The sequence below is a fragment of the Paenibacillus sp. FSL H7-0442 genome (assembly GCF_038593105.1).
Classification (GTDB): domain Bacteria; phylum Bacillota; class Bacilli; order Paenibacillales; family Paenibacillaceae; genus Paenibacillus; species Paenibacillus polymyxa_D.
This window is the reverse complement of sequence record NZ_CP151963.1, coordinates 139,385-151,755: the sequence shown is the minus strand read 5'-3', so window position 1 is coordinate 151,755 and position 12,371 is coordinate 139,385. Positions and strand designations below refer to the sequence as shown.

Below are 12,371 nucleotides of genomic sequence, written 5' to 3'. Positions count from 1 at the left end.
GGAGAATCTCATATGAAAAGCATTGCTGTTTTTTGCGGTTCCAGTAATGGAGCGTCTGAGATTTATCGAGAGCATGCTGTTGCTCTGGGCAAGGCACTTGCCGAACAGGAAATAAGCCTGATTTATGGAGGAGCAAGTGTTGGTTTAATGGGTGCAGTGGCTGACGCGGCACTTCATGCAGGAGGTCACGTCATCGGTGTACTCCCTCACTTTTTGCAAAGCCGTGAAATTGCACATAATGGCCTGAGCGAATTAATCATTGTTGATTCCATGCACGAACGAAAATCTAAAATGGCAGAGATTGCGGACGGATTCATTGTTTTACCAGGTGGCCCAGGTACAATGGAAGAATACTTTGAAATTTTCACATGGGCGCAATTAGGCTTGCATGAAAAGCCATGCGGTCTTTTAAATATTAACCATTATTACGATCCTCTTATTTCCTTGTTTAATCGTATGGTTGAGGAACAATTTATGCAGGAAAAATATCGTGCGTTGGTAATTACGGATACTACTTCGCAAGGAATCCTACAGCAATTTACAAATTACACCCCTCCTGCCGTCAAAACATATCTCACGAGCAAACGGACCTGACATTAGGAATGGCACGTATTGCTCAACAGACATACCATTTAATTTAATATGATATGAAAGGAACACCACCGTCAACGTTATTCCAGTGGTGTTCCTGTAAAATTGAACTCATCCAATGAATGCTGTCACGCCTAACGGGAACCCCAATTTTAAATCCCAGCGCCCGTAGCGGTTGGTTGGTCCATTTGCTCACTTTCCTGAAAATCCCTGCGGTAGAACCAGCCGATCAGAACAGCAACGGTAGTCATGGCCGCAGCCAACAAATACACCTGCACCATACCGAAACGGTCTGCATACCAGCCCATGAATAACAAAGACAGACCGAAAGCGAGATTTGTAAGCACATCAATTCCCGCCATCACTTTGGGCAGCTGGGCTGGCGGTGCACTGGTTTGCAGCAAGGTGCGGCGAATAATCCCCGCCATTTGAACAGGTAAGCCTGATACAGCAAAAAGAATAAGCGCAGCAACGGGGATGGTATTCAGCGCAAATACAATGGTAATCAGTACATACACCAGCAATGCTCCGAGCATGTACAAAAAGCTGTTCTTTTGCAATCGCTTGACCAAGCCAACGACAATCAATCCACCCAAAATCGTGCCCGAGAAAAAGGACGCATTCATAAAGCCCCACCAGCTCGCATCCCGATGCAGCACTTGGCTGACGTACGCCAGAATAAATACCCCAAGCCAGGAGACTCCCCCGATACTATCCACGCTATCGACGATCATCAGAGAACGAATACGACGGTTGTGCCAAATGATTGTCCAGCCTTCCCCAAGCTCTTTCCAATGGGAGCCTTTTTCCTTTGCCTTTGCAGGCTCTACTGCATTTGTCGAGGAATCCGAAGCTTCAAGACTTAATTCCTTCTGATCCAGCGGATCACGAATAAAGGACGTGACAGTTACAGCCACGAGATAACAACAGGATGCAATCACAAGCGTATTCAGGGAACCCAGCCAAGCCACAATAATTCCGCTCAGCGCCCAGCCTGCACACCTGACCACCTGATCACTGACCGCCACCATGCCGTTGGCACGCATTAGCCCTTCACCCGTAGCCAAACGGGGTACAAGCGCATTACGCGCAGGATTGGTCCAGCCATCCAGAAAAGACATACCGAACACCATCACAAAAATAAATAGAAACGACCTCTGCTCAGGTACGATCCACAAATAAAGCAGCAGTAGCGTAAAAATGACAAACTGACCAAACTGGGAAAATAGCAACACGCGTGTTAGCCGAAATCGGCCGAGGACGATTGGTGCAACGAGCCCACTAAGCACTTGGGCAGACAATCGGAACAGCGGGATTAGAATAGTCGTCATTAAGGAATTACTTGAGCTGAACACCAATACCACTACACTCAACATGTAGATGATATCTGCTACGTTGGAGATCGTCTGGGACCCCCACAGGTAATAAAAAGAGCGTCTGATCAAAAAAGTTTCCCCCTCTTTGGTACATCGCCGATTTATGTATTTCCATAACCAAACCGTCCCTGTTGACATTACAAATCTGTTAAATGTCTGGTTTTTTGTATATTCTACACACACCCTTAAATTTCCTTCTTTTATCTTAAAAGGAAATCCAGTGTCCAGTATGCTTTCATGGCCATTTTTAAATCTTATTCAAGACAAAAAAGCGCCTATAGCGCTCCTTTCCGCCCAGAAACAGGCAATAAAGACCACTAAGACGCTTTTTCTTAAAATGTTTACTTCGTTAAATCCTCTACAAACTTAGGTAGTACAAACGCCGCTTTGTGCAAACGCGGACTATAATATCGGGTGTCCATCTCTGGAATTCGGTTTTCGTCTACTTCGAGCGGATCATACTTCTTACTACCCAACGTGAATGTCCATAGACCACTCGGATAGGTTGGAATGTTCGCACCATATACACGCACAATCGGGAAAATTTCCTTCACATCTTTGTTAACCTTCTGAATCAGATCTGCCTTGAACCAAGGATTATCCGTTTGTGCAACGAAAATACCGTCTTCCTTCAATGCTTCAAAAATACCTTGGTAAAACCCGCGCTCGAACAGCGGGGCTGCCGGACCTACCGGCTCCGTCGAATCGACCATAATGACGTCGTATTCATTTTTGTGTTCAATAATGTGCATGTATCCGTCATTGACCAGCACTTCTACATTAGGCTCGTCCAGCTTTCCGGCAATTTCAGGCAAATATTTTTTAGAATATTCTATCACCTTACCGTCAATCTCCACCAATACAGCCTTTTCCACTTCAGGGTGCTTGATGACCTCACGAATAACGCCGCCATCGCCACCACCCACAACCAAAACTTTTTTCGGATTCGGATGTGTATTCAAAGCCGGATGTGCTACCATTTCGTGATACACAAATTCATCCTTAACCGTTGTCATCACCATGCCATCCAGAACAAGCATATTGCCGAATTCCTCTGTCTCGATCATAGCCAGATCCTGAAAATCTGTTTTCTCAGAGACGTAGGTTTGTTTGATTTTTGCTGTAATGCCGAAAGAGGGAGTCTGCTTCTCCGTAAACCACAAGTCCATCATTCCAACCTTCTTTCTGATCAAAGTATGTGTCCGGCAATCCGGTAGCATAAACGTTGACTTTCCTTATATCAGTAACACGCAAACGCCAAGTTTGCTATATTTATTGTACCAAACACATTGGAATTTCACACTTTTTGCATTATAAGTGATACCTGAATGAGCTGCTAAAGCAATTTGGAGATTTAATCTTGTTTAAAATAGACACGTATGTGTATCTGATGAATAGACGCTTTCGGATTGACTATACTGAGAACATCAACTATGGAAGGAGGTGGCATGATGACCGATACGACCGGACGATCCCCCAAGCGTAAACCGCTTTGGCTTCGATTGTTTCAAGGACTGATGTCTCTCACGATTCTGACGGTCATCGCCGCCTGCATCCTGCTCGCCTATTTGTACACGACCAGCCTTCCGCTCGCGGATACGGACCGGAATTCACGTCTGCTCGATAGTCAGGGGCAAGTCATCGCCACTTTCTCTGCTGGAGGCAAAGAATCCATTCCGGTCCAGCTTGATCACATTTCACCCGATTTGATTGCAGCTACCCTGGCTGTGGAAGATCGGAAGTTTTACGATCATTTTGGCTTTGATTTCAAAGGTCTGGGCCGGGCGGTAATCGTTAATCTGACCCGCTGGGATATGTCGCAAGGGGCCAGCACGCTGACTCAGCAGCTTGCACGCAATCTATACTTATCTCATGAGAAAACGTGGACGCGCAAGGCCAAGGAGGCTATCTATACCGCACAGCTTGAAATGAAGTACACCAAAAATGAGCTGCTACAAATGTATTTGAACGAAATTTACTATGGTCACGGCGCCTATGGCATTGAAGCAGCTTCGCAAATGTATTTCGGTAAATCCGCAAAAGATCTGGATTTGGCCGAAAGCGCCCTGTTAGCAGGTATTCCGAAAGGGCCAACCTACTATTCACCGTATAATCATATGAAAAATGCAAAGGATCGGCAGAAAATTGTTCTGGACTCCATGGCGCTTATCGGCAAAATTACACCGGCTGAAGCCACCAAGGCCTATGAGGAAATGTTAGCCCTGCGGCCCGAGAGCCAGCGTCGGACAGTGGAAACCGCTCCCTGGTTCCGCGATTACGTCCGCCAGTTGGTGACACATCAGCTCGGGATTAGCGAAGGGGTGCTTGAGCATGGCGGCCTGAGTATTTATACCACGCTGGACATGCACATGCAGCAAGCAGCCGAGGCGGCTGTAAACGAAGGCATGAAGAACAGCAACGGACTGGAAACCGCGTTAATCTCCATGGACCCGCGCAACGGACATGTCAAAGCCATGGTTGGTGGAACGAACTATGTCGGGAATCAATATAATCATGCGCTGGCCACAACCCGGCAGCCTGGCTCCTCCTTCAAGCCGATTATGTATCTAAGCGCACTGGATTCCGGCGAATTGACGAGTACGTCCAAGTTCGAAAGCCGACCGACGTTGTTCCACTACGATAACAATCGCAAGACCTATAAGCCCAAAAATTTTGGAGACAAATATTTGGGCGAAATAGATCTTCGGCGCGCAATTGCGGCGTCCGATAATATCTATGCCGTAAGCACCATTTTGAAGGTGGGAACGGATAAGGTCATGGACCTCGCCAGCAAAATGGGCATTACAAGCGAGCTCAAGCCCGTACCTTCGCTAGCGCTGGGTGTGTCGCCCGTCAGCCCGTTCGAGATGGCCTCAGCCTTCTCGGTCATCGGTAGCGGCGGGCAAAAGGTGGCTCCGGTGGCAGTGCTGCGCATCACCGATGCTGCCGGGCGGTCGCTGTACGAAGCGCCCCAAGCCGCGCCCGTGCAGGTGGTGAAGCCCGCCTCCGCCTACGTCCTCACACGCCTTATGGAAGGCGTGTTCGAGGAAGGCGGCACTGGCAACCGGGTCGCGAAGCTGATCAAGCGCCCGGTTGCCGGCAAGAGCGGCACGACCAACACCGATGCGTGGATGGTCGGCTTTACCCCCGAGCTGTCCACCGCTGTCTGGGTCGGCTATGACAAGGGCAAGGACATCAGCACACAGGATGCCCGACGGGCGGCTCCGATTTTTGCGCAATATACGGAGAAAGCGCTGGAGAATGTGCCACCCAAAATCTTTCCTATCCCTGACGGCGTAGTCAGCGCTTATATTGACCCGGCCAGCGGCAAGCTGGCTGCACCGGACAGCCCGGACAAGCGGCTGGAGGTATTCGTCAGCGGCACGGAGCCGAAGGAGACGCTATCGGGGCAAGATAACCAACCGGCATCCACACCAACTGACCAAGCGGAGCGACAAGCTGAAAAGAAATCGTGGTGGGGCAATTTTAAGCGTTGGTGGATGGATTAATAGCAAAAAAAGACTGGGGGAACGCGATGAGCGCTCTCTCAGTCTTTTTATTTTCGCATCACTTACCTCATATGCCCATTTACCTCTCTTGCCAGTGCCATCAGCCATCATCCCGTTAAACCCCGCTCTTCCCTAAAGCTGCGCTATTACCAATAACAGCTAAACGACTCAATACGGTTGAGGTCTACACCATAATAAAACCAAAAACGTCCACTCCACCGAAAACCCGCTACCGATGTTCTGCCTACAAAGACAGGGTACAGCCAAAAACGCTCTCCGTTCGTCAGCCATACAAACGTGTTGCGGAACAAACAACCGAAGATGGCTCCAGGGTCAACAGCATAGGCCGAAACCAGCGGCTTCGGTGGCGTAAATTGCGGTGGTGGAGAAGTGGGTGCTTGAGCTTGCTGCCCACCTTGCGGACCGAACGGCCCTTGCGGCGGCGGTGAGAACGGCTGTGGCGAAAATGATCCTGGGCCTGGTGGCGGACCTATCGGAGACGGGAACGAATCCTGCATATCAGGAAATTGTGGAATCGAAGGACTTGACGGCGTGAATGGACCCGGAATACCCGGTTGCGTTCCGAAAGGAACTTGTGGCAGTAAAGACATGTGTTTCACTCCTTGTGTCTAGGCTGATGTATCCTATGCGGGACACCAGCCCGCGGACTGGGCGAATCCCCATATCTCCGCCAAACTCCGCTATTTCGTCCTTTTACATCAAAAATTCTTATTTCCTGATACGATTAACTTCCTTTTTTGAACATGCTCCAGCTCAATTTCATGTATCATTTTAATCTCGACTCGTTTCCTGAGCGCATCATACTGTTCCAGCAGCCGATGCTTATACCCTAAATTGTCGTTCATCCAGCCTATCATAGAGTCATCCTTATGCTCTGTGGACCAGCTAAATAAATCGCTATAGAGCCGACCAAATGATTCCTCGTTACAGCGAGCGAACCGGATCGGTCGGGCTGTATAACTTAGCTTGAGTTCCAGCATCTCATACAACACTTCCAAACGGTACTCCAAGTCCTGTACACCTGCTTTGGACACATCACAGCTTTTTATATCCTGAATAAGCTCTCTAAAGGTCAACCCTACATGCTGCATAGCAATATAAGACCACACACAGCTTCCCGTAGCTGTTCCATGAGCCTCCCAAAGCGGATTCCACAAAATAGACCGAATCGTATCCCTTTGCTCCTCTCCAAATAAGGCAATTCCAGCAATAATTCCCGCATTACAGTCTACCGAGGCATGTTGCTCTCCCCAATGTACCAATCGCGGAATCATATCTTCAGTAGTACATTTGAAGCTTAGCAGAGGTAAGAATTCATTAAACAAATGCTGATCCAATACTTTTTCCAATTCAGCCGCCAGTTTCTCACGGTACGGTTCGCATGGAAGATGTACCAGTCCCAAACAGGCATCCACAGACACAGCTCCATACGATCCGTTCACCAAAGCGACAAGATCAGCAGCAGCCTCCACATAACCCAAGTAACCTAGCACATACAGCACGCCGTCAGGTATATGTTCTGGGGATGCCTGATTTCGCACATAACGCTCGTACATATCCTGCGCCAAAGTAACATCCCCGCATCTCATGATCGGCTGGAGGAGCAACCCCCTGATATAATGGTGGGGATCTTCTACAAAAAGCCTATATAACTCCCACGCATCCTCCACTGTCCCATATTGGGCAACCACATCCGTATAGGCGGAAATGATGCTGGCGTCCAGCTTCTTGCCTGAGCCGAACATATCCATAAGTCTTGCTGTCGTGTCCATCATCCTGTTTTCTCCTTTCACGTGTGTACGTCTTCATAAAGCAATTCTCTAATGCTGAATATTTCTATTAAAAAAGAGGAAAGATGTTACCATCTACGATCCAGTCTAGGGAGCTGATCTCATGCATGATTCCAATCCAAAAATTACAACATTTTTCATGTTCTCTGGTCAAGCAGAAGAAGCCCTGCAATATTATACCTCTGTCTTTAAGCCGTCTGGTATCATGAGCATTTTCCATCAGGAAGATGGGACCGTGTTACATGCCGTATTCAACCTCAAAGGGCAAACCTTTATGGCTATAGACTATAACCATCAGGACAAACACCCTTTTACCCCAGCTCTATCGCTATTCGTCACTTGTGATTCGGAAGAAGAAATTCATCGTGTGTTTGGTCAGCTATCTCAGGAAGGCCGAGTTCTAATGCCCCTTGAAGCCTCGCCCGTAAGCCAACAATTTGGCTGGGTTGAAGACAAATACGGTGTTTCATGGCAATTAAATTTGGCAAAAGACTAAATTTCTTCTCTAAACGATCCAGCAGACTCTAGAAGTCTATAGAAAAACAATAGACCATGCTCCATCTTTTTTTGGTAATATTATATTTAATAGGTGCCAATAAAAGGATGTGTGTTTATTGTATAGTGCAAATTGTGAACAATGTTTTGGTTTATGCTGTGTAGCCTTGCCTTATGCTAAATCAGCCGATTTTGCTTTTAATAAGGACGGAGGAACCCCTTGTCAAAACCTAAATGCCGATTATCGTTGTAATATTCATAAGAACCTAAGAAATAACGGCTTGCGAGGCTGTACAGTATATGATTGCTTTGGAGCAGGCCAAAAAGTTTCCCAAGTTACATACAACGGAAAAAGCTGGCGAGACGATCCGGCAATAGCTGAGGAAATGTTCAATATATTTCCCATCATGCAACAGCTTCATGAAATGCTTTATTACCTAAATGAAGCCCTTAACTTAAAAGAAACTCATCCCATCTATACAGACTTACAAAAGGCTATGGCGAAAACCGAGCAGCTTACGAATCAAGATCCAAAATCTCTCATAAATCTTCATGTACCCACCCATAGGGCGTTAGTCAATGATTTACTTTTACAAACAAGTGAGTTAGTACGAGAAAAAGTTAAGAAAAACATAGAGCACAACAAATATAGTAAAAAGATCAGGAGTAGAGACCTTATCGGGGCCAATTTGAGAGGCGCTGATCTTAGAGGTACCAACCTGAGAGGAGTTTTACTGATTGCTGCTGATCTGCGAGAGGCTGATCTGAGAATGACAGACTTGATCGGTACGGATTTTAGAGATGCTGATTTAAGTGGGGCTAATCTGGAAGGAAGTATCTTTCTTACACAGGCGCAATTAAATTCGGCTAAGGGCAATTGTAAAACCAAACTGCCCCCTTCTCTAAGCATTCCAAACCATTGGCTGCATTAGTTTTTTTCTAAGCAGTGGTTGTATATTCGAGTCGTGTTAGCGCACGACTCCTTTATTATTCTCACCTCAGTATATAGCTCATTTTATAACGTAAATACAGCTTTTATCTTCAAGAATTTTACTGATTACTCAGTTCTTTAATGTATATTGGGCAACAAAAAGCACCTTCCATTGGATCAGGTTCAAAAATCACGCCTTTATGACTGCATCCAGATTTAAATCCCCTTATTCTTCTTCGTTTAGAAATTCCTTTAATCTCTGACTTAGGGCTGCATACTGCTCTGCATTGGTGTCTGAGAATGCTTCTTCCCGGTTGGAGTGTACATGCTGATACTGTGGAAGGCTTGAAAATTGCGACCTCGTAAAATCTATAATGTCCTCACCAATGCGGTTGTAATAGTGCCAACCACTATCCAGCCATGTTTTCAAAATATCGCCGCCAAACCTGTCCTGAACGACGAGTGCTGTGACACCACATTGCCCAGACGCAGGATTATTTGCGGTCCATTTAGAGCTAGACTCCAAAGACCAAGCTCGAAACAACGCCTTTTCTAATTCTAAAAAACGGTTTGCCTTCAACATGCGCCTCCCCTTTCGATTCCATTCTGCACTTAAGGTGAACGTGCTTTATTTATTTCAACCCGTATTCCACACTCTGTGAATCTTGGCTTCTGCTTCTTTCAGTTCTAGCAAATACACGTCGGGATTCGAAAGCTTTTTCCAGTCCTCAAACCCAAACTGCGGATCGTAATGTCGAATGAGAAGAGATAGTAAAGCTCCATGAGTTACAATGATAACCGTTTTTTCCGCCCGCTCTATAAGCTCCTGAACAAGCTGGATTCCTCGATCTACTGCTTCACGGGATGATTCCCCTCCCTCCAGCTTCAAGTCCTCGTCCAAATAGGTCTGTTCCAGCACGTCCAGCCAATGATCCAAATGCTCATGGCTAAGTACCCGTTCTTGAAGACGTACATCAGTATACACCTGCAACTGTTTCCGTTCAGCCAAGGGCTGAATGGTTCGCACGGCCCGTTTCCACGGGCTGGACACAATATATTCCACACCTACATTCTCCATAAAATCAACCAACTGCTCAGCTTGTCGGGTACCCTCATCGGTAAGTCGGGCATCTGGTTCCTGTCCTGTTGCTTGGGCATGTCTGACAAAATAAATTCTCTTCACGTCATCACTCCTAACTGTCACACAAATTTAAAATTCTACATATTTACAAATAATTATTTTTATGATATAATATAGGTTTACACATTTAGATTTAATGATACGATTCCTTTGTATTACATCAACTCTTATGGGAGGGATTCGATGCAATTAGACAAGGGAATACACATGCTTCAGGTTTCTGCTAACATTATGGGAAGTATAGAGAGTATTCACCCGACTTTAATGTGGGACGAAGATAACATGATTTTAGTTGATACGGCTTACCCCGGGCAACTCTCACTTTTACATGAGGCTATTGTAGACACCGGATTAGCAATCCAACTTACCTCCATATTAATAACACACCAGGATCTTGACCATATTGGCAGTTTAGCAGATATAATCCGAGCCTCTTCATCCCCAGTTCAAGTATTAGCCAGTTCTATCGAAAAGCCTTATATACAGGGAGAAAAACAGCTTATAAAGCTGACTCCAGAAGCAATAGATCAAGCTGTAAGCTCCATGCCCGAATCCGTTCCGGTAGAGTGGAGACACGCATTCCGGCGTACACTTGAAAATCCCCCAAAGGCTATTGTAAACTCCACCATCGTTGCCGGAGAGGAACTGCCCTTCTGTGGGGGGATCGTAGTTATAGATACTGCTGGACATACACCAGGACACCTAAGTTTCTATCATAAATCCAGTCAAACCCTGATTGCAGGAGATGCTCTACGCGTGGTAAGCGGCAAATTACTGGCTCCAGACCCGCAATATTGCTGTGATTTCAATATGGCCAAAGAATCTCTTAAAAACCTGCTGCCATATGATATTAAAAAAGTGGTCTGCTTTCATGGAGGGCTGTACGAAGGCAATTGTAATCAGCGGATATCTGAAATATATGAATCCTAACCTTTGATTTACATGGTCGTACCCACCCCTTGACTGGTCAGTGAATCATCTAAAGAAAAGACTAACCAGGAATTCCTGGTTAGTCTTTTTTGAATGAGAACTAGGCTTTTAAGTGAACTCTTAATACAGGTACTTCTGGAGAGGCAGATGTACCTTCCAGGATTTCCACATGGCTAATCATCTCTTGCCCATCTGGAACGATTACCGGCGTAATTACAGGCAATCCACCCTGTTGAATCGCATCCAGGTCAAACTCCATCAATAATTGCCCAGCTTTAATGCTATCTCCTACTTGGACATGAGGATTAAACCCTTGTCCTTTGAGAGAGACGGTATTAATCCCGACATGTATCAAAACTTGTACGCCGGATTCATGTTCAATAATCAGAGCATGCTTACTTTTCTCCATGACATGGGCAACTTTTCCCGCGAAAGGAGCGGTGACCCTACCCTCAGACGGATGAATAGCGATGCCATCCCCCATAGCTTTCGTAGAGAACGCAGGATCTGGAACCTCCTCCAGGGAAACCACTTTTCCTTTGATTGGTGCTATCATTTCGAATTCTTCAATACGAGGAGCCGCCTTCTTTTTCAACCATTTAAACATAACGATGCCACCTTATTTAGAGATTACATTCATAAACAGTAAATAGGACTTAACTACATCTTTCAAGGAACCGGTTCCACAAAATGAATAGAAAGAAGAGTGGAAGCGATTTCTATCTGAATTATAGTGAATGCCTTTCCAGGATGTCAAGGAGCTATCAGTTCATAACTACATATCTGTTACAATAATTTTCATGTAACTTGGAGGTGCTCTAACAAATTGCGGATTTAAGTGTTTTATCTCTTAAAAACAGATTTTTTATAGTATACTTTTCCAGCAATTTCTTTGATGATCATGTTTGGCATGTTCATTCAGCATTGCTTACCTACATGAAAAAGAAGTAGACCGCCCCCAACCAAGGTATCGGTCTACTTCTGAACCTTACTGCCGACTGCTCTTTAAGCAGTTGTGTACACTGGAATCGTGTTAACGCTTGGCCTACCCTTCCAGCGCCTGCTTCAATTCCTCAGGCGAAGCGTCCCACCATTCCTCGTTATGCGAAATGAGCAGGCTTTTGAGCGCTGCCTTATCTTCGCTGCCGAGATCCTCCAGCATGAAACGACGCTTGAGCGCGTAATCCATACGGTTGACGTGATCGGCGAGGATTTTCCAGCCGCGTTTGGCCTCGTCGTCAATCAGCATCTCGCAGGCGGTGGCGCCGCCGTACATACGTCCTTCGGCTGTACGGTCCACAGCTACCCATACGAGCCATACCTGGCGTCCGTTCGGTACGTCCTCTTTATTCGTAGAGAACTTGATACCACGTTCTACTTTACTTTTGGCATGCATGGCACCGATATCAATTTTCGCCTCTCCTCGGTCAATGATGACCGGTGACATGCTGTTCAGGTCAATTGAGCCTGCGCCGAAACCCTTATGTTTACTCTTGCCACTGACAATGTTCAGTGCAATCTGTTTTTTGCCGTCCGGCTGATTTTCACTCATGCGTCACTAGACCTCCATTTTCCGTCTTCACACTC

General features: G+C 46.2%; 13 protein-coding genes. 5 read left to right on the top strand and 8 right to left on the bottom strand.

The window, feature by feature from the left end:
- Positions 1-12: 12 nt before the first annotated feature.
- Positions 13-594: a TIGR00730 family Rossman fold protein gene (locus tag MHH57_RS00615; RefSeq protein WP_029514915.1), complete on the top strand. Its 582-nt coding sequence runs from the start codon at positions 13-15 to the stop codon at positions 592-594.
- A gap of 149 nt (positions 595-743) precedes the next feature.
- Here the strand turns inward: MHH57_RS00615 and MHH57_RS00610 are convergent, their stop codons facing one another.
- On the bottom strand, positions 744-2,036 hold the full coding sequence (locus MHH57_RS00610; RefSeq protein WP_069011485.1) for an MFS transporter: 1,293 nt from the start codon (positions 2,034-2,036) through the stop codon (positions 744-746).
- A gap of 272 nt (positions 2,037-2,308) precedes the next feature.
- Positions 2,309-3,136 carry a polyamine aminopropyltransferase gene (gene speE / locus MHH57_RS00605; RefSeq protein WP_029514919.1) on the bottom strand — a complete coding sequence of 276 codons (828 nt, stop codon included), beginning with the start codon at positions 3,134-3,136 and terminating at the stop codon, positions 2,309-2,311.
- A 282-nt stretch (positions 3,137-3,418) separates the two neighbouring features.
- On the opposite strand from speE, the gene MHH57_RS00600 reads away from it, so the two are divergent.
- Positions 3,419-5,476 carry a PBP1A family penicillin-binding protein gene (locus MHH57_RS00600; RefSeq protein WP_029514921.1) on the top strand — a complete coding sequence of 686 codons (2,058 nt, stop codon included), beginning with the start codon at positions 3,419-3,421 and terminating at the stop codon, positions 5,474-5,476.
- 146 nt (positions 5,477-5,622) lie between these two features.
- On the opposite strand, the gene MHH57_RS00595 is transcribed toward MHH57_RS00600, so the two are convergent.
- Entirely contained in the window at positions 5,623-6,087 is a 465-nt protein-coding gene (locus MHH57_RS00595; protein ID WP_069011486.1) for a transporter, read from the bottom strand.
- A gap of 108 nt (positions 6,088-6,195) precedes the next feature.
- On the bottom strand, positions 6,196-7,272 hold the full coding sequence (locus tag MHH57_RS00590; protein ID WP_342434703.1) for a hypothetical protein: 1,077 nt from the start codon (positions 7,270-7,272) through the stop codon (positions 6,196-6,198).
- Positions 7,273-7,390: 118 nt separating this feature from the next.
- Here MHH57_RS00590 and MHH57_RS00585 point away from each other — a divergent pair, with 118 nt between their 5' ends.
- Positions 7,391-7,783, top strand: coding sequence for a VOC family protein (locus MHH57_RS00585; RefSeq protein ID WP_341038287.1), 393 nt, complete (start codon positions 7,391-7,393; stop codon positions 7,781-7,783).
- A 118-nt stretch (positions 7,784-7,901) separates the two neighbouring features.
- Positions 7,902-8,714: a pentapeptide repeat-containing protein gene (locus tag MHH57_RS00580; RefSeq protein WP_069011488.1), complete on the top strand. Its 813-nt coding sequence runs from the start codon at positions 7,902-7,904 to the stop codon at positions 8,712-8,714.
- Positions 8,715-8,939: 225 nt separating this feature from the next.
- Here MHH57_RS00580 and MHH57_RS00575 read toward each other — a convergent pair whose 3' ends face one another.
- Positions 8,940-9,293 carry a hypothetical protein gene (locus tag MHH57_RS00575; RefSeq protein ID WP_318628410.1) on the bottom strand — a complete coding sequence of 118 codons (354 nt, stop codon included), beginning with the start codon at positions 9,291-9,293 and terminating at the stop codon, positions 8,940-8,942.
- Between the two features lie 57 nt (positions 9,294-9,350).
- Positions 9,351-9,896 carry a histidine phosphatase family protein gene (locus MHH57_RS00570; RefSeq protein ID WP_250241640.1) on the bottom strand — a complete coding sequence of 182 codons (546 nt, stop codon included), beginning with the start codon at positions 9,894-9,896 and terminating at the stop codon, positions 9,351-9,353.
- Positions 9,897-10,037: 141 nt separating this feature from the next.
- Here MHH57_RS00570 and MHH57_RS00565 point away from each other — a divergent pair, with 141 nt between their 5' ends.
- A complete protein-coding gene (locus MHH57_RS00565) occupies positions 10,038-10,784 on the top strand; it encodes an MBL fold metallo-hydrolase (protein ID WP_342434702.1) in 747 nt (248 codons plus the stop codon).
- A 100-nt stretch (positions 10,785-10,884) separates the two neighbouring features.
- Here MHH57_RS00565 and MHH57_RS00560 read toward each other — a convergent pair whose 3' ends face one another.
- The gene (locus MHH57_RS00560; protein WP_029514933.1) at positions 10,885-11,391 is read right to left on the bottom strand and encodes a PTS glucose transporter subunit IIA; all 507 of its coding nucleotides are present in this window, start codon (positions 11,389-11,391) and stop codon (positions 10,885-10,887) included.
- 438 nt (positions 11,392-11,829) lie between these two features.
- Positions 11,830-12,336, bottom strand: a complete 507-nt coding sequence (locus MHH57_RS00555; protein ID WP_029514934.1) for a YwhD family protein — start codon at positions 12,334-12,336, stop codon at positions 11,830-11,832.
- Between the last annotated feature and the right edge of the window lie 35 nt (positions 12,337-12,371).